This window comes from Nonomuraea sp. NPDC046570, from assembly GCF_040645915.1.
In the GTDB taxonomy this organism is placed as follows: domain Bacteria; phylum Actinomycetota; class Actinomycetes; order Streptosporangiales; family Streptosporangiaceae; genus Nonomuraea.
In genome coordinates this window covers 262,419-279,131 of record NZ_JBEYZF010000001.1, presented here as the reverse complement: position 1 = coordinate 279,131, position 16,713 = coordinate 262,419, and the positions used below count along the sequence as shown (strand labels likewise).

General features: G+C 71.3%; 15 protein-coding genes. 3 read left to right on the top strand and 12 right to left on the bottom strand.

The features are described 5' to 3' along the window. Positions 1-72: 72 nt before the first annotated feature. Positions 73-3,951: a helix-turn-helix domain-containing protein gene (locus ABZ911_RS01330; RefSeq protein ID WP_358050175.1), complete on the bottom strand. Its 3,879-nt coding sequence runs from the start codon at positions 3,949-3,951 to the stop codon at positions 73-75. Positions 3,952-4,188: 237 nt separating this feature from the next. On the opposite strand from ABZ911_RS01330, the gene ABZ911_RS01325 reads away from it, so the two are divergent. Further along, positions 4,189-4,497, top strand: coding sequence for a DUF6355 family natural product biosynthesis protein (locus ABZ911_RS01325; RefSeq protein WP_358050172.1), 309 nt, complete (start codon positions 4,189-4,191; stop codon positions 4,495-4,497). Between the two features lie 53 nt (positions 4,498-4,550). Here the strand turns inward: ABZ911_RS01325 and ABZ911_RS01320 are convergent, their stop codons facing one another. The 5 genes from ABZ911_RS01320 to ABZ911_RS01300 all read right to left on the bottom strand — a co-directional run bounded on the left by ABZ911_RS01320 (position 4,551) and on the right by ABZ911_RS01300 (position 8,679). Then, positions 4,551-5,159 (bottom strand): PH domain-containing protein, encoded by a 609-nt coding sequence (locus ABZ911_RS01320; protein WP_358050169.1) that lies wholly within the window; start codon positions 5,157-5,159, stop codon positions 4,551-4,553. Further along, positions 5,156-6,235, bottom strand: a complete 1,080-nt coding sequence (locus ABZ911_RS01315; RefSeq protein ID WP_358050166.1) for an adenosine deaminase — start codon at positions 6,233-6,235, stop codon at positions 5,156-5,158. The genes ABZ911_RS01320 and ABZ911_RS01315 overlap by 4 nt, the downstream gene beginning before the upstream one ends. Positions 6,236-6,244: 9 nt before the next feature. Further along, the gene (locus ABZ911_RS01310) at positions 6,245-6,595 is read right to left on the bottom strand and encodes a cupin (RefSeq protein WP_358050163.1); all 351 of its coding nucleotides are present in this window, start codon (positions 6,593-6,595) and stop codon (positions 6,245-6,247) included. Between the two features lie 7 nt (positions 6,596-6,602). Beyond that, on the bottom strand, positions 6,603-7,187 hold the full coding sequence (locus tag ABZ911_RS01305; protein WP_358050160.1) for a hypothetical protein: 585 nt from the start codon (positions 7,185-7,187) through the stop codon (positions 6,603-6,605). A gap of 82 nt (positions 7,188-7,269) precedes the next feature. Beyond that, complete coding sequence (locus ABZ911_RS01300) at positions 7,270-8,679, bottom strand: MFS transporter (protein WP_358050157.1); 1,410 nt, start codon at positions 8,677-8,679, stop codon at positions 7,270-7,272. A gap of 87 nt (positions 8,680-8,766) precedes the next feature. On the opposite strand from ABZ911_RS01300, the gene ABZ911_RS01295 reads away from it, so the two are divergent. Further along, complete coding sequence (locus ABZ911_RS01295; RefSeq protein WP_358050154.1) at positions 8,767-9,132, top strand: MarR family transcriptional regulator; 366 nt, start codon at positions 8,767-8,769, stop codon at positions 9,130-9,132. 85 nt (positions 9,133-9,217) lie between these two features. Here the strand turns inward: ABZ911_RS01295 and ABZ911_RS01290 are convergent, their stop codons facing one another. Beyond that, positions 9,218-9,982, bottom strand: a complete 765-nt coding sequence (locus tag ABZ911_RS01290; protein WP_358050153.1) for a PepSY domain-containing protein — start codon at positions 9,980-9,982, stop codon at positions 9,218-9,220. A gap of 144 nt (positions 9,983-10,126) precedes the next feature. On the opposite strand from ABZ911_RS01290, the gene ABZ911_RS01285 reads away from it, so the two are divergent. Then, positions 10,127-10,951: an NAD(P)H-binding protein gene (locus tag ABZ911_RS01285; RefSeq protein ID WP_358050150.1), complete on the top strand. Its 825-nt coding sequence runs from the start codon at positions 10,127-10,129 to the stop codon at positions 10,949-10,951. Between the two features lie 28 nt (positions 10,952-10,979). Here ABZ911_RS01285 and ABZ911_RS01280 read toward each other — a convergent pair whose 3' ends face one another. From ABZ911_RS01280 to ABZ911_RS01260, 5 genes are read right to left on the bottom strand one after another with little or no spacing between them, the layout of a single operon-like run. Continuing rightward, positions 10,980-12,257, bottom strand: a complete 1,278-nt coding sequence (locus tag ABZ911_RS01280; RefSeq protein WP_358050147.1) for a thymidine phosphorylase — start codon at positions 12,255-12,257, stop codon at positions 10,980-10,982. Further along, positions 12,258-12,653 carry a cytidine deaminase gene (locus ABZ911_RS01275; protein ID WP_358050144.1) on the bottom strand — a complete coding sequence of 132 codons (396 nt, stop codon included), beginning with the start codon at positions 12,651-12,653 and terminating at the stop codon, positions 12,258-12,260. After that, positions 12,650-13,954 carry an ABC transporter permease gene (locus ABZ911_RS01270; protein WP_358050141.1) on the bottom strand — a complete coding sequence of 435 codons (1,305 nt, stop codon included), beginning with the start codon at positions 13,952-13,954 and terminating at the stop codon, positions 12,650-12,652. Before ABZ911_RS01270 ends, ABZ911_RS01275 begins: the two co-directional genes overlap by 4 nt. Then, the gene (locus ABZ911_RS01265) at positions 13,951-15,090 is read right to left on the bottom strand and encodes an ABC transporter permease (protein ID WP_358050138.1); all 1,140 of its coding nucleotides are present in this window, start codon (positions 15,088-15,090) and stop codon (positions 13,951-13,953) included. The genes ABZ911_RS01270 and ABZ911_RS01265 overlap by 4 nt, the downstream gene beginning before the upstream one ends. Further along, the gene (locus ABZ911_RS01260; RefSeq protein WP_358050135.1) at positions 15,090-16,634 is read right to left on the bottom strand and encodes an ABC transporter ATP-binding protein; all 1,545 of its coding nucleotides are present in this window, start codon (positions 16,632-16,634) and stop codon (positions 15,090-15,092) included. The genes ABZ911_RS01265 and ABZ911_RS01260 overlap by 1 nt, the downstream gene beginning before the upstream one ends. Positions 16,635-16,713: the final 79 nt, after the last annotated feature.

The following is a 16,713-nucleotide window of genomic DNA, read 5'->3' as shown; positions in this document are numbered from 1 at the left end:
TAGGCATACCTTATTTAGGTAAGGCAAACCTAACCATGCCATTCCGGGAGCGTCAAGCATGCCGTAGCCCGTTCAGAGCACGGAAGAACACACCTCCTGATACGGCTCCCCCGGCAGATACCGCTCCCACTCCTCCCGGGTCAGCCCCGCCGGTACGGCCGAGCGTGAGCGCCCGGCGATGGCACAGAGCTCCGCCGCCGGATCGGCCGCCACCGCCACATCCCACAGCCGGACCGTCCCGTCGTCGCCACCACTGGCCAGGACGCGCCCGTCAGGACCGAACGCCATCGCGTTGACGGAACCCGCATGCCCCACCAGCGGCGCGCCGATCGGCAGCCGCGTGGCCACATCCCACAGCCGCACCGTCCCGTCGTGGCCCGCACCGGCGAGGGTCCGCCCGTCCGGGCTGAACTCCACATCCGTCACCCCGTCGGCGTGCTGGGCGAGGGGCGCCCCGATCGGACGACCGGTGGCCACCTCCCACAACCGCACCGACCTGTCGCTCACCGCACCGGCCACAACTCGCCCATCGGGGCTGAACTCCACATCGGACACCCCGCCCACCTGATCGACCAGGGGCGCGCCGATCGGGCGCCGCGTGGCCACATCCCACAACCGCACCATGCCGCCGTTCCCTAGCACCTCCGCGCCGGGGTCGGCGCGGGCGTTCGCGACGGCCAGGATGCGCCCGTCCGGGCTGAACTCCACGTCCGTCACCCCCTCGGCCCGGTCGGTCAGAGGCGCGCCGAGCGGGCGGCGGGTGGCCACATCCCAGAGCTGGATGTCGTCCTCGTCCGGGTTGGTGCCACCGCTGGCGCTGACCAGCACCCGGCCGTCCGGGCTGAACGCCGCTTCACTGGCGTACGCGTCTGTGAGGGGGCCTATCCGGCGCCACGTGACCGCGTCCCACAGCAGCACCACGCCCGCGCCGTCGGCGCTGACCAGCGTGCGCCGATCGGGGCTGAACTCCAGCTCGGACATCGCGCCGGTGTGCCCGGCGAGAGGCGCGCCGATGGGACGGCGGGTGACCAGGTCCCACAGCCGCACCGTCGCGTCCTCGCCGGAACCGCCTCCGGCGAGCGTCCGCCCGTCGGGACTGAACGCCACCGCGTCGACCACGCCCGCACCGGCCAGGGGTACGCCGACCGGGCGGCGGGCGACCAGGTCCCACAACCGGACCGACTTGTCACCGCCCGCGCTGGCCAGCACCCGCCCGTCCGGGCTGAACGCGACGCCACTCACCCAGCCGGCGTGGCCGCTCAGCGGCGCTCCGACCTGGCGGCGGGTGACCACGTCCCACACCAGCACCGCGCCGTCCCCACCACGTCCACCACCCGCCAGGGTCCGCCCGTCGGAGCTGAACGCCACCGTTCCGAACCGGTGGTCGGCCCGCCCGAGCAGGGGATCACCGGCGGGGCGGCCGGTGGCGGCGTCCCACAGCCGCACCGCTTCGTCGTCACCGGCGACGGCCAGGGTGCGGCCGTCCGGGCTGAACGCCACATCGAGCGCCTCGCCGTTCAGGGGCCTGCCGATCTGGCGGCCGGTGAGCGGATCCCACAGCCGTACGCTCCGGTCACCGGCACCGGCCAGCGTGCGGCCGTCCGGGCTGAACGCCACCGCGTTGACGAAGCCGGTGTGGCCGCGCAGGGGTTCGCCGATCCGGCCGCGCGTGGCCACGTCCCACAGCCGCACCGTCCGGTCGGCTCCGGCGCTGGCCAGCGTAAGACCGCCGGGACCGAAGGCCACGTCGAGCACATGATCGGTGTGGCCGACGAGGGGTTCCCCGAGGGGACGGCGGGTGGCCACGTCCCACAGGCGTACCGTCCGGTCGAGGCCGGCGCTGGCCAGCGTGCGCCCGTCAGGACTGAACGCCACCGTGGTGACCCCGCCGGTGTGGCCGGTCAGGGCCGTGCCGAGCGGGCGGCAGGTGGCCGTGTCCCACAGCCGTACCGTCCGGTCGTGGGAGGCGCTGGCCATGATGCGGCCGTCGGGGCTGAAGGCCATGCTCACCACCGAGGCGGTGTGGCCGGTGAGGACTTCGCGCGCGGGGTGGGCCAAGGCGCTCAGCATGCCGCGCCGGGCGTCGGGGGTGCCGGCGATCCGGTGCGCGGTGACCGCGAGCAGCTGCGCGGTGGTGGGGTCGGTGCCGAGCAGGCTCTCGCTCTGCAGCGCCAGGTGGCGGGACAGGGCCAGGGACTTCTGCTGGTGGGCGAGCCGGCGCTGGGTCTCGGCGGTGCGGGCGGCGGCGACGGCCACCACCGTGGCGACGAGCGTGAGAGCCAGCAGCACGGCCAGCCCGGTGACGGCCTGACGGCGGCGACGGGCGCGAACATGGGCCGCGGCCTGCTCGGCGGCCTGCCCGGCAAGCCCGGCGTCGAGGAAGCGCTGCTCCAGCTCGGTCAGCACGGCGCCGCCGGACGCGGCCCAGTCCCGGGCCGCCCGGAGGCGGGTGCCGCGATACAGCAGGGAGGGATCGTGGCCTTCGCGCTCCCACCCCTCGGCCGCCTCCGCGAGTTGCCGGTGGACGCGCAGGCCGTCGCGGTCGGCGTGGATCCACTCGCGCAGCCGGGGCCAGGCGCGCAACAGCGCCTCGTGGGCGAGCTGGGCGTGGTCGGCGTCCAGGGTGAGCAGCCGGGCGCGGGCGAAGGACTCGATCACCTCGAAGGTGGCCTCCGCCGGGAAGTGGGCGCTCGGGAGCCGCCTGACGTCGACCGGCCGACGGGTCAGGGTGTCGTCCTCGCCGACACACACCAGGCGCGGCAGCACCCGGCGGGCGATCTCCTGCTGGCCGGGCTCCAGCCGAGTGAAGACGCGTTCGGCCGTGGCGGCCACCGCCCCGCCGATCCCGCCGGTCAGCCGATAGCCGTCCACGGTCAGGGTGTCGCCCCGGCGCTGCTGCCAGGTGGTCAGCAGGGCGTGGGAGAGCAGCGGCAGCGCCCCGGGCTCGTACACCGGGCCCGCCTCGGCTCCCACCACTTCGGCGGGTACGCCCAGGTCCCGCAGCAGGAGTTCCACCAGCCCCGGCTCCAGGGTCAGACCGGCCGCGTGGGCGGGCGCGGTGATCACCTCGCGCAGCTCGGCCAGAGTCATCGGCCCCAGCGGGAACTGCCCCTCCCGCAGGGCCGCCACCAGGTCCGGGTAGGCCAGGCAGTGCCCATAGAAGTCGGCCCGCACACCGAGCACGACCAGCGCCGCAGCATGCCCACAGGACGATGGGCCCCCGGCCAGGGCGAGCACCGCCCCCAGGAAGACGCGCCGCTCGACCGGGTCACGGCAGAGAGTGAAGATCTCCTCAAGCTGATCGACGACCAGAACCAGACGCCGCTCCTCCCCGCGCTCGATGAGAGCGGTCCGGACGCGCGCGGCGAAGGCCGCCGGGCCCTCCACAAGCGCCCGAACCAGAGCCGGTACCGCGAGCCCGGTGACGGCGGAGATCCGGGCCGTCAGTTCACCGACCGGACGCTCCCCGGGTGTGAACAGCACGACGGGCCACGTACAAGAATCCGCCTCAGGCAGCGCACCCCGGGAGATGGCGGGCAGCAACCCCGCCCGCAGCAGCGACGACTTGCCCGCCCCCGAAGGAGCGACCACGGCCAGCGGCCCCTCCATGCGCTCGGCCAGCCACCCCACGAGCACCCCGACCGCATGCTCCCGGCCGAAGAACCAGCGCGAGTCCTCCGTCCCGTAGGCGCTGAGCCCCCGGTACGGGCACGCGACCGGCTCGCCCACCGCCGAGACCAGGCTTCGCAGCTCGCCGCCGGACTCCAGCACCGCGTCACACCGGCGCGCCACATCGGCGGTCAGCCGCTTCTCTTCCGTCTCGACCTTGCTGAGATAGCCCTTGCTGTAGTGCGTCAGCCGGGACAGCTCGTTGAGGGACAGCCCACGCTCCAGCCGCAGCCCCCGCAGCCTGGCCCCCGGCGAGGCACCCGAATCGTCAGGCTTCTCCACGCGCACCCGTCTCCACTCACCGGCCATCGACGCTCACAGAGCGTAGTCGCCGGTACCGGCCGACGACCCCACGATGCGAGTGACCAGTAGCTTTCGCCCGGATACGCCACGGTTTCCTCGTCCCCCCACCTCCGAAGGCGACGGGAAACCCCTCCTGGCCGCCCGCCGTACGGCGCGACGATTCGTCTGTCGAACCCGCCACCGCGTCCGGTGGCGCTACCAGAAGGAGCTCAAGAAGTGAGTCGACGTCGATTCAGTGGGAAAGCCATGACCGCCACCGCGCTGACCGCCATCGCCCTGCTCACGGCAGGCCCGGCAGCCGCCTCGGCCGCCACGGCCGTCGAGCGGACCGCCGCCATGGCGTGCGGCCTGCACCGAGCCGGCACCCAGGCGCTGTACACCAGTTGCGACGACCGCAATGAGTGGATCTTCGTGACCAGGATCTTCGGTTCCAACCAGTACCACTGCGCGGGGGCCAGGAGGACCATCGACGTCGGTCCGTGGAACGACGTCTTCAGGGTCTACCACCAGCACTGGGGCTGCTGACCGAAGCCAGGCCGCTCTGCGCTCCCACCCCTCCTGGAGCGCAGAGCCGCTGGTCAGGCGAGGATGGCCGCGACCACCAGGGCCAGGGCCAGCGCGCACGCCACCAGGGAGTCGATCGCCCAGCTCACCTTGGCCGGGGCGGGCTGCTCCTTGCGGCGCCTGGCCGCCTCGGCCTGCTCGTTGATCTGCTCGGCCACCCAGTCCGCGTGCGTCTTGCCGGACAGCGCCTCGGCCGCCGCCTGCTCACCCTTGGACAGTGTCGGCTCGGTCTTGTACTTCCCCCGCTGGGTCTTGGGCGCGCCGCGGCGGCTCGCCTTGGCCCGCTCGCGCGCCGACGCCTGCGGAGTCCACAGCCGCAGCACCTGATCGCCGCTGTGCTCGACGCTGATCGCGTGCGACACCGTGACGTCCCCCACGCTCGCCCAGGGCAGGAACGAGGACCTGAACGGGTTGCGCACCCGCAGCCCGTCCTCGGCGACCGTCGTGGCGGGGCGCAGCGCGGTGATGTAGACGATCGCGGTCAGCACGCCCAGTACGGCGCCCGCCACCAGCGACGCCTTGCCGTTGTAGTGGGCGGTCAGATCCCAGATGTTGTAGGCGACGAAGGCCACCCACACCCAGCCGAGCACATAGCCGGTCATCGACCGGTAGGTCTGCTTCATCCCTGCCACTTGAGCTGCGCGAAGCCCGGCTTGATCACACCGTTGATGAGCGCCAGCCGCTCGTCGAACGGCAGGAACGCCGACTTCATCGCGTTGACCGCGAACCACTGCAGGTCGTCCCAGCCGTACCCGAACGCCTCGACCAGCTTGGCGAACTCGCCCGACACGGTCGTGGAGCTCATCAGCCGGTTGTCGGTGTTGACGGTCACCCGGAAGTGCAGGCCGCGCAGCAGGCCGATCGGGTGCTCGGCGATCGAGGTCGCGGCGCCCGTCTGCAGGTTGGACGTGGGGCACATCTCCAGCGGGATGCGCTTGTCACGCACGTACGCGGCCAGCCGGCCGAGCTTGGCGCTGCCGTCGCCGGAGACCGAGATGTCGTCGATGATCCGCACGCCGTGCCCGAGCCGGTCGGCGCCGCACCACTGGATGGCCTGCCAGATCGACGGCAGGCCGAACGCCTCACCGGCGTGGATGGTGAAGTGGGCGTTCTCCCGCTGCAGGTACTCGAAGGCGTCGAGGTGGCGGGTGGGCGGGTAGCCCGCCTCCGCGCCCGCGATGTCGAAGCCGACCACGCCGACGTCGCGATAGCGCACCGCCAGCTCGGCGATCTCCATCGACCTGGCCTGATGGCGCATGGCGGTGAGCAGCGTGCCCACCCTGATGCCGCGCCCCTCCGAGCCGATCCTGAACCCCTCCAGCACCGCCTCCACGACCTGGTCGAGGGAGAGCCCGGTTGTGGTGTGCTGCTCGGGGGCGTAGCGGACCTCGGCGTAGACGACGCCGTCGGCCGCCAGGTCCTCGGCGCACTCGGCGGCCACCCGGACCAGCGCCTCGCGGCTCTGCATCACCCCGACCGTGTGGTCGAAGGTCTCCAGGTAGCGGACCAGGGAGCCGGAGTCGGAGGCCTCCTCGAACCACTGCCGGAGGTTGTCGGGGTCGGTGGTGGGCAGCCGGTCGTAGCCACTCTCGCGCGCCAGCTCGACGATCGTCTCGGCCCGCAGGCCGCCGTCGAGGTGGTCGTGGAGCAGCACCTTCGGCGCCCGGCGGATCTCGTCAAGGGACGGTTGGCGGCTCATCGGCCCATCCTATTCATCCCGGTGGGCCGTGTCCGGAGCGAAGGCGGGCAGGCACACCGCGAGGTACTCGGCGCCCTCGGGGCCGGTGCTGTAGCGCACCTTCTCCCCCGCCGACGTGACGATGGACTGCCCCGCCGACACCTCGTCCACGCCGTCCGCGTGCTCGACCACCACGGTGCCGCGCAGCACCACGGTGTACTCGGTGAACTCCGGTGTCTGGGCGGGCTCCGTCCAGCCGGGCGGGGCGACCATGTGCGCGATCGAGATGCCCTCGTCGCCGCTGTTCACGCGGCCGATGTGCTCGTCGATCGTCTTGCCGCCAGGCACCGGGATGCGGGCGGCCCCTTCGATCTTTCTCACCACCTGGTCAGTGTGCCACGTCGATGACCAGCCGGTCAGGGGCGGTCCGCTCATAGACGCTGAACGGCGCCCGGTGGTCGAGCACGATCCCGATGCCGACGACGCCCTCGAAGTCGCCGGTCTTCACCACGCTGCGCAGGTTGCCCAGCCTGGCGGGGAAGACCGGGCCGCCGGACCAGGTGGGGACGCCGGCGTCGGTGTGCGCGTTGGCGGGCCGTACGGTCACCTGCAGGTAGGCGCCGCCCTGGACGTCGATCGGCTCGCCCGAGCCCTCCTGGATGAGCGCGTTCACCCAGCGCACGCTGTAGCCGGGCACCTCGCCGACCAGGTTGATCACCACCCGGTCCAGGCCCGGCAGCTTGGTGAACGTGACGCCCTTGACCAGCACCGGCTCGCCCGCGGGGCGCTGCACCTCGACGTCGCCCGTGCCGGTCGGCATCGAGCCGCTGGGGGTCTGCGAGGCGGTCGGCTGCTCGGCGGGCGGTCTGGCGCTGCCCGGGCTGTGGGTGGCGGTGCCGCGCGGGGGTGTCGAGCCACAGGCCGCCAGCACGGCGAGACAGAGCAGGACTGCCGCGAATCCGGAGGAGCGCATACCCCGCTCATTCCCCGATTCCCCGTCCTGAACGCGGGTGCGGGCCGAGGGCTCCACGACAGTTCGCGGAGCCCTCGGACGGTCAGACGGTCTCGTAGACCTTCTGCTCCTCTTTGGCCGTGGCGGGAGCCGTACGGAAGGAGAGGCCGGTCGCCGCGATGGCGAGGCCGACGACCGCGAGGACCATCGGGACCACGATCGCCGAGCGCAGCGTGTCGATCGTCAGGGCCTCGCCCGAGCCCGAGGTGAGCACCGCGGCGACCACCGCCAGCACGACCGCGCCGCCGACCTGGCCGGAGGTGTTGAGCAGGCCCGAGGCCAGGCCCTGCTCGTCGTCGTGGACGCCGTTGGTGGCCTGGATGTTGAGCGAGGGGAAGGACAGCGCGAACGCGATGCCCAGCAGCACCATGCCGGGGATGACCAGGCCGCCGAGGCTCGGGGTCTCGTCGATGCCCAGGAAGACCGCGTACCCGCCGGCCAGCGCGGCCGAGCCGATGACGATGAGCTTCGCGGTGCCGAACCGGTCGGCGAAGTCGCCCATCTTGGTGGAGGTGAGCGCGACCAGCAGGCCGGCGGGCAGGAACGCGAGCGCGGTCTGCATGGCCGACCAGTGCAGCAGGTTCTGGAAGTACTGCATGGCCACGAACTGGAAGCCGACGTAGGAGCCGAACAGGATGACCAGGCCGAGGTTGGCCCGGACGATGGGCGCCGAGCGCAGGATGCCGAGGCGGACCAGCGGGTGCTTCATCCGGAGTTCGGCGAAGACGAACAGGCCCAGCAGGGCGGCGGCGCCGACCAGGGAGCCGATCGTGCGCAGCGAGGTCCAGCCGACCTCGGGCGCCTGCACGACGGTGAAGACGAGCAGCAGCATCGAGGCGGTGATCAGCGCGGCGCCGATCAGGTCGTGGCCGCCTTCGGCGCGCTCCTCGCGCACCTTGGGCAGCACCTTCAGCGCGGCGATCAGCGCGATGATCGCGACCGGCACCGGCATCAGGAAGGTCCAGCGCCAGCCCAGCTCGGTCAGCAGGCCGGACAGGACCAGGCCGAGGGAGAAGCCGCTGGCCCCGGAGGCGGTGAACACGCTCAGCGCCTTGTTGCGGGCGGGCCCCTCGGGGAAGGTCGTGGTGATGATGGACAGGGCGGCGGGCGCGGTGAACGCGGCGCTGACGCCCTTGACGAAGCGAGCGGCGATCAGCAGCGTGCCGTCGTCGACGATGCCGCCGAGCAGCGAGGCCACGGCGAAGACGCCCAGCGCGACCAGGAACACCCTGCGCCGCCCGAGCAGGTCGGCGGTCCTGCCCCCGAGCAGAAGAAGACCGCCGTAACCCAGCACGTACCCGCTGACCACCCACTGCAGGGAAGAGGTCGAGAGCCCGAGGTCGGCCTGGATGGACGGCAGCGCGACGCCGACCATCGAGACGTCCAGGGCGTCGAGGAAGATCACAGCGCAGAGCACGGCGAGCGCGCCCCAGCGAGTTGTGGTGGAGGACATGAACCAGAACAATACATGCACATGCATCATATGCAACAGAATTTAATGCAGTTGCATGCTTGTTAACCCGATGGTATTCTCCGCGTCATGAAGGAAGAGGCCGTCCTCACGGCCTGGCACGAGGTGCTGGCCAAGCACGCGACCGCCTGGTGCGCGCTGGAGCGCGCGCTGTGCGAGCACGATCTCGGCCCGAGCGAGTTCGAGGTGCTGGACCGGATCGTGTCCCTCGACTGCCGGAGCTTTCGCGTCCAGGAGCTGGCCGACGCCGTCCACCTGAGCCAGAGCGCGCTCTCCCGGGTGGTCGCCCGCCTGGAGAAGGCGGGCCTGGTCAGCCGCAACAGCTGTCCGGCGGACCGGCGAGGGGTGGCGGTGTCCATCACCGACGATGGCCTCGCCCGCCACGCGTCAGCGCTCCCCACGCACCGCGCGATCCTTTCCGAGATCTTCAGCTAGCCCCGCGCCACCCACTCACGGAAGGCCCGCGCCGCAACCGCGACGCGGGCTGATGTCTACACCGTGTGCGTACGGCGCAGCCGCCTCAGTTCATGACCGAGCCGTCCTCCGCGTTGATCTTCAGTTCGCGCTCGGCGCCGTCCCGGGTGGTCACGGTGGCCTCCCAGATGACCGTGTCGTCCTGGCTGTCGAGGGCGAGCATGGTGAGCTGGCCGTCCGGCACCTCCGCGAGAGCCTTCTCCGCCGCCTTCGCGTAACCGATCTTGTCCCCCTCGACCCACTTGAGGTACTTGGCCTTCTCCGCCTCGTCCACCTGCTCCGCGGTCGGACCGTCGACGACCTTGCCGGCCTTGACCTGCATCTTCTGCTCGGCGCCCTTGTCGTCGACCACCGAGACGTCCCACATGCGGTCCGCGCCCTCCCCCTGCCTCTCGATCGAGAGCAACGAGGAGTCCGGCACCTCCGCCAGCGCGACACTGGCCGCGACGACGAGCGCGACCTTCCCCCTGATGGGGCCGCCCGTCTCGGTGGGGCTCGGAGTCGCCCCACCTGGAGTGGTCGGGGCACCCGGAGTGGTCGGGGCACCCGGAGTGGTCGGACCGCCCGGAGTGGTCGGACCGCCCGGAGTGGTCGGACCGCCCGGAGTGGTCGCGCCATCCGTGGGGGTCGTATCGTCCGTGGGTGTCATGTCCGTGGGTGTCATGTCCGTGGGCATATCCGGAGGCGTGGCCATATCCGTGGGCGACGCCTTACCCGCGATGTTGGCCTGCAGCGCCGTGCTCTGGCCCCCGCCGCAGGCCGCCGCGGCCAGCAAGGCGGCGCCTGCGACCGCCATTCCGATGATCTTCATAGTGTCGTTTCCCCCGTTCATATGTAGGGCGGTACCCAGAAACCCGACAAACCATTTCCGCAGCGTACATATCTATGCGGAAGCTAATCTTCCGCAATAGCTCCTATGGTCGTCATGACAGCGAGGACGGCATGAGGAGAGGCAATGACGGTTCTGGTGACCGGCGCGACGGGCAATGTCGGCAAGCACGTGATCGCCCACCTGGCCGAGGCCGGGCGACCGGTGAGGGCGCTCACCCGCAGGCCCGGCAAGGCGAACTTCCCCGAGGGCGTCGAGGTCGCCGAGGGTGACCTGACGGTTGCCGGCAGCCTGGAGCGGGCACTGGACGGGGTGACGGCGGTCCACCTGATCAATTTCGGCGGCGACGACTACGCGCCGCTCGGCAACGGGGAGGAGATCGTCGAAACCCTGCTCAAGGCCGGGGTGGGCCGGGTGACCCTGCTGAGCGGGTGGACCGAGAGCACGCTCGAACCCGCCGTACGAGCTGGCGACCTGGAGTGGACCTACATCCAGCCGACCGAGTTCATGAGCAACGCGCTGGACTGGGCCAAGACGATCAGGTCGGGGGGCGAGGTACGCGAGCCGTTCGTGAACACCAAGACGGTCATGGTGCACGAGGCCGACATCGCCGACGTCATCGTCAGGGGGCTGACCGAGGACGGGCACCACGGCAGGACCTACGGCCTGACCGGGGCTGAGCGGCTCGACGTGCACGACAAGCTGCGCATCATCGGCGAGGCCATCGGGCGGACGATCCCGCTGGTGGAGCTCACCGAGGAGCAGTTCCGGACGGAGGCGGCGGCCAACTGGGTGCCCGACGAGATGATCGAGTTCCAGGTGCGGGTCTTCGGCGACGTCGCCGAGGACGCCTACCAGGTAGGCCCGACCGTCGAGGAGCACACCGGCCGCCCGGCCCGCACCTTCGCCCAGTGGGCGCGAGAGAACGCCTCCGCCTTCCAGGCGCCCTGACCCGAGGGTACGGCGGGCGCCAGGGTCCTCAGGCGGTGATGCGGTCGATCACCAGCGGGAGCAGGCCGGGGTCGCCCGCCGGGCCGACCTCGTAGGCGCCCTCCAGCGCCGCCAGCCCCCGCTCGAAGCGGGCCGTCTCGTCGGCGTGCAGGGTCAGCAGCGGCTGCCCCGCCTGAACCAGGTCACCGGGCTTGGCGTGCAGCGTGACCCCCGCGCCGAACGACACCGGGTCCTCCTTGCGCGCCCGACCGGCCCCGAGACGCCACGCGGCCAGCCCTACGGAGTAAGCGTCGAGCCTGGTCAGCACGCCCGACGCGGGAGCCTCCACGGTCACCGTCTCGGCGGCGCGGGGCAGCACGGCGTCGGGGTCGCCGCCCTGGGCGGAGATCATCCGGCGCCAGGCGTCCATCGCGGAGCCGTCCTTGAGCGCGTCGGCGGGGTCCTTGCCGGAGACGCCCGCCGCCTCCAGCATCTCGCGCGCCAGCCGTACGGTCAGCTCGACGACGTCGGCGGGGCCGCCTCCGGCGAGGACCTCGACCGACTCCTCGACCTCCAGGGCGTTGCCCACGGTCCGCCCGAGCGGCCGGTCCATGGCGGTGAGCAGCGCCACCGTGCGCACGCCCGCGTCACTGCCGAGCGCCACCATGGTCTCGGCCAGCTCGCGCGCCCGCTCGACGGTCTTCATGAACGCGCCGGAGCCGACCTTCACGTCCAGGACCAGCGCGCCGGTCCCCTCCGCGATCTTCTTCGACATGATCGACGAGGCGATGAGCGGGATCGACTCGACGGTGCCGGTGACGTCGCGCAGCGCGTACAGCTTCTTGTCGGCGGGGGCCAGGCCCGAGCCCGCGGCGCAGACCACCGCGCCGCTGGAGCGGATCACCCCGAGCATCTCCTCGCCGGACAGCGACGCCCGCCAGCCGGGGATGGACTCCAGTTTGTCCAGCGTGCCGCCGGTGTGGCCGAGCCCGCGTCCGGACAGCTGCGGCACGTAGGCGCCGCAGGCCGCCACCAACGGGGCCAGCGGCAGCGTGATCTTGTCGCCGACGCCGCCCGTGGAGTGCTTGTCGGTGGTCGGCCGGTCCAGCGCCGACCAGTCCATGCGCTCGCCCGAGCGGATCATCGCCTGGGTCCAGTCGGCGATCTCGCGGCGGTTCATCCCGTTCAGCAGGATCGCCATGGCCAGCGCGGACATCTGCTCGTCGGCGACCGCGCCGGAGGTGTAGGCGTCGATCACCCAGGAGATCTGCGCGGGGCTGAGCTCGCCGCCGTCCCGCTTGGTGACGATGACCTCGATGACGTCCATTCACGCCCCCCGCGACAGGTCGTCGGGCCCGAAGGCGTACGGCAGCACCTCGTTCAGGGATTTGACGCCGTCAGGCGTCTCCACCAGCAGTTCCGGGCCGCCGTGCTCCAGCAGGAGCTGGCGGCAGCGCCCGCACGGCATGAGCAGCTCGCCGTGGCCGTCCACGCAGGTGAAGGCCACCAGGCGGCCGCCGCCGGAGGCGTGCAGGGCCGAGACCAGCCCGCACTCGGCGCACAGGCCGATGCCGTAGGAGGCGTTCTCCACGTTGCACCCGGTGACCACGCGACCGTCGTCGACCAGCGCGGCGGCCCCCACGGGGAACTTGGAGTAGGGCGCGTAGGCGTGGGTCATGGCTTCGCGGGCCGCGTCGCGCAGGCCCTCCCAGTCGATGCTCAATGCTGCTCCCCGCGGCGGTAGCGCACGCCGTCGGCCTTGGGCATCCGCAGCCGCTGCGAGGCGACCGAGAGCACCAGCAGCGTCAGCACGTGCGGTGTGATGAAGACGAACTCGTTCGGCAGCTTGTCGACGGTCATCCACAGCCAGAACAGGACGACCGCGCCCAGCGCGGCGGCGGCCAGCAGGGTGTAGTGCTTGACGCCCGCGAGCTGCTCCTCCGCGGTGCCACGACCGGCGAGCTGCTTGCGCACCCGCAGCCCCGCCCAGATGATCAACAGCAGCGCGCCGAACAGGAAGAAGCCGGTCACGGCCTGGGAACTGCGCAGTTGCAGGCCGTCGGCGTACCCGAACAGCGAGGCGCCCATGGCCAGGCCGCCCGGACGCCAGTTACCGAAGATCATCGCGGCGAGGCCGATGAAGCCCCGGCCCGCGGTCTGGCCCTCGACGTACTTGGTGGTGATGAAGACCAGGAAGACGCCGCCGAGCCCGGCCAGCGCGCCAGAGATGACGGTCGCGACGTACTTGGTCCGGTAGACGTTGACGCCGAGCGACTCGGCCGCCCACGGGTTCTCGCCCGAGGAGCGCAGCCGCAGGCCGAAGGCGGTGTGCCAGAGCACGTAGTAGGTCAGCGGGATCAGCGCGACGGCCAGGATGACCAGGACGTTCACGTTGCGGGTCAGGCCGCCCAGGATGCCCGCCACGTCGGAGAGCAGGAAGATGTGCGTCTCCTCCAGGCTGCCGAGCCAGTCGGGTCCCGAGGAGAACAGCGGCAGGCTGACCGAGGGGGCCTGGGAGGAGAGCGCGGGCGAGGTGGTGAGTCCCGCGCCGGCCTCGCCGGCCTTGGTGCCCTCGGCGTACAGCACCTCCGACAGGAAGCGGGTGATGCCGGGGCCGAGCAGGTTGATCGCGACGCCGCTGATGATGTGGTCGACGCCGAAGCCGACGGTGGCGATCGCGTGCAGCAGGCCGCCCAGCGCGCCGGCGATGAGCCCGGCGACCAGGGCCGCGGTGGCCCCCCACTGGTAGCCCGCCCATCCGGCGAACCAGGTGCCGAGCACCATCATGCCTTCGAGGCCGATGTTGACGATGCCGGCCCGCTCCGCCCACAGACCGCCGAGCCCAGCCAGCCCGATGGGTACGGCCAGCATCAGCGCCGCCTGGAAGGTACCGGAGGAGGTGATGTCGTCGAACCCGGACATCACCCGCACCAGCGAGAGCAGCAGGAGCAGCGCCGCGACGGCGACAAGACCGAGGTGGTACTTGCGCACGCGGCGGGCCTCGGCGGTAGCGACGGTGCTCATACGGCCACCTCAACGGGAGTAGTCGTGCCGAGTTGCCGGGCCGCGCGCCGCTCTTCCCGGCGCAGCGCCATCCTGCCGGTGATCTCGTTGGCGATGACGACCAGGAGGACGATCGCGCCCTGGATGATCACCACGACCGAGGGCGGGATGTTCGCGAACTGCAGCGGGGTCTGCGCCCGGTCGAGGAAGCCGAACAGCAGTGCGGCGACCGCGATGCCGACCGGCTTGTTCCTGCCGAGCAGGGCGACCGCGATGCCGAGGAAACCCAGGCCGGCGGTGAAGCCGGTGCCGTAGTTGCCGGTACGGCCGAGGATCTCCGGCAGCCCGATCAGGCCGGCGATGGCGCCGGACAGGACCATCGCGGAGATGATCATCTTCTTCGGGTTGACGCCGGAGGCGAGGGCGGCCATCGAGTTGAGGCCGCTGGCCTTGACCTCGAAGCCGAAGCGGGTGCGCTCCAGCACCACCCAGAGCACGATGCCGAGGACGATCGCCACGCCGACGAAGCCCCACAGGCCCGCGCCCCTGGGCGAGGGAAGCCCGAACATCTCGAACAGGAAGTTGAAGTTGGGGAACATCGCCGACTCGGGCAGCTCGGGCGTCGAGGTGGTGAGCAGGCCCTCCTTGCGCTCGCCCGCGAACGGGCCGCGGACCAAGAAGGCGGCTAGGTTGATCGCGATGTAGTTCAGCATGATCGTGGAGATCACCTCGTTCACCCCCCGCGTCACCTTGAGCACCGCGGGGATCAGCGCGTAGAGGCCGCCGACGATCATCGCCACCAGGATGATGAAGGTGATCTGCAGCGGGGCCGGCAGCGAGAACTGCGAGCCGACGAAGGCCGCGCAGATCGCCGCGATGCGGTACTGCCCCTCGACGCCGATGTTGAAGAGGTTCATCCGGAAGCCGACCGCCACCGCCAGGCCGGCGATGAACAGCGGCACCGCCCGGTTGATGATGAAGGTGACACCGCTGACTTGGGTGGCCTCCTTGGAACCGAAGTCGAAGAAGGCGGCGAAGGCGGTGAAGGGGTCGGCACCGGCCGCGACGATCGCCACGCTGGAGATCGCGATGGCCAGCACGATGGCGACCGCGGCGCCCGCCACGGTCAGCAGCGCGCGATAGAGCCCGGCGGGCATCAGCTCTCCTCGGAGTTCGTGATCGCGCCGGTCATGTAGCCGCCCAGCCGCTCGGGGGTCACGTTCCCCGGGTCGAGGCGGGCGACCAGGCGACCACGGTAGATCACGTAGAGGGTGTCGGACAGGCCGATCAGCTCGTCCAGGTCGGCGGAGATCAGCAGGACCGCCAGTCCCAGCGCGCGGGCGTTGCGCAGGTGGTCCCAGATGGCCGCCTGGGCGCCCACGTCCACGCCGCGGGTCGGGTGCGCGGCGATGAGGAACCTGGGCAGGCCGCTCATCTCCCGGCCGACGATCAGCTTCTGCTGGTTGCCGCCGGACAGGGCCAGCGCCAAGGTCTCGACGCTGGGCGTGCGCACGTCGTAGTCCTTGACGATGCGCTCGGTGTCGGCCCGCGTCGCCGACCTGTCGATCCAGATGCCCTTCTTGGCGGGCCGCCTGGTCTGGTGGCCCAGCGCCCTGTTCTCCCAGAGGGAGGCCTCCAGCAGCAGGCCCTGGCGGTGGCGGTCCTCCGGGATGTAGCCGATTCCGGCCTCGCGGCGCCTGAGCGTGGACCAGGTGGCGATGTCCTCCTCGCCCAGCCTGATCGCGCCGCTCTGCAGGACCTGCAAGCCCATGATGGCCTCGATCAGCTCCGACTGGCCGTTGCCCTCGACCCCGGCGATGCCGACGACCTCGCCCGCGCGCACGGGGAAGGAGACGTCCGCCAGGAGCGGGCGGCCGGGCCCGGCGACGGTCACGCCGGACACGTCGAGCACCACCGTGTCCGTCACCGTCGACTCGCGGGTCTCCGGAGTGGGCAGCTCGCTGCCGACCATCAGTTCGGCGAGCCCGCGGGCGGTGACGTCCTGGGGGTCGACGCTGGCGACGGTGGTGCCCCGGCGGATCACGGTGATCGCGTCGGCGATGCTGAGCACCTCGTCGAGCTTGTGCGAGATGAAGATGACGGTCAGCCCCTCGGCCTTGAGCTCGCGCAGGTTGCCGAACAGCTCGTCGACCTCCTGCGGCACCAGGACCGCGGTCGGCTCGTCCAGGATGAGGATCCTGGCGCCCCGGTAGAGGACCTTGAGGATCTCCACGCGCTGCCGGTCGCCGACCCCGAGCTCCTCCACCATCCGGTCGGGATCGATCCGCAGGCCGTGGGTGTCGGCCAGCTTCATGATCCGCTCGCGCGCGGTGGCCCGGTCGAGACGGCCCGCCTTCGTCGGCTCGGCGCCGAGGACGATGTTCTCCAGCACGGTGAAGTTGTCGGCGAGCATGAAGTGCTGGTGGACCATGCCGATGCCGGCGTTGATCGCGTCGCTGGGGGTGCGGAAGGTGACGTCCTCGCCGTTCACCCTGATCTGGCCCTCGTCCGGCTTCTGCATGCCGTACAGGATCTTCATCAGGGTGGACTTGCCCGCGCCGTTCTCGCCGACGATGGCGTGGACCGTGCCGGGGTCGACGGTGATCCGGATGTCATGGTTGGCGACCACACCGGGGAATCGCTTGGTGATGCCCTCGAGTTCGACGGCGGGAATGGCCGGGGCGAGGGTTTCCGAGCTCATACGGTCTCCTGGAGAGCCGGGGTAGAGCGAAGGCCCGGGGAGCGGATATCGGGTCCGCGCCCCGGGCCCTCAGAGTCTG

Excerpts from the sequence above, each read along its gene's own strand:
- ABZ911_RS01285 (WP_358050150.1), top strand. The coding sequence starts at position 10,127 with ATGACGGTTCTGGTGACCGGCGCGACGGGCAATGTCGGCAAGCACGTG.
- ABZ911_RS01265 (WP_358050138.1), bottom strand. The coding sequence starts at position 15,090 with ATGCCCGCCGGGCTCTATCGCGCGCTGCTGACCGTGGCGGGCGCCGCG.
- ABZ911_RS01300 (WP_358050157.1), bottom strand. The coding sequence starts at position 8,679 with ATGTCCTCCACCACAACTCGCTGGGGCGCGCTCGCCGTGCTCTGCGCT.
- ABZ911_RS01315 (WP_358050166.1), bottom strand. The coding sequence starts at position 6,235 with ATGAGCCGCCAACCGTCCCTTGACGAGATCCGCCGGGCGCCGAAGGTG.
- ABZ911_RS01260 (WP_358050135.1), bottom strand. The coding sequence starts at position 16,634 with ATGAGCTCGGAAACCCTCGCCCCGGCCATTCCCGCCGTCGAACTCGAG.
- ABZ911_RS01270 (WP_358050141.1), bottom strand. The coding sequence starts at position 13,954 with ATGAGCACCGTCGCTACCGCCGAGGCCCGCCGCGTGCGCAAGTACCAC.
- ABZ911_RS01295 (WP_358050154.1), top strand. The coding sequence starts at position 8,767 with ATGAAGGAAGAGGCCGTCCTCACGGCCTGGCACGAGGTGCTGGCCAAG.
- ABZ911_RS01280 (WP_358050147.1), bottom strand. The coding sequence starts at position 12,257 with ATGGACGTCATCGAGGTCATCGTCACCAAGCGGGACGGCGGCGAGCTC.
- ABZ911_RS01305 (WP_358050160.1), bottom strand. The coding sequence starts at position 7,187 with ATGCGCTCCTCCGGATTCGCGGCAGTCCTGCTCTGTCTCGCCGTGCTG.
- ABZ911_RS01290 (WP_358050153.1), bottom strand. The coding sequence starts at position 9,982 with ATGAAGATCATCGGAATGGCGGTCGCAGGCGCCGCCTTGCTGGCCGCG.
- ABZ911_RS01320 (WP_358050169.1), bottom strand. The coding sequence starts at position 5,159 with ATGAAGCAGACCTACCGGTCGATGACCGGCTATGTGCTCGGCTGGGTG.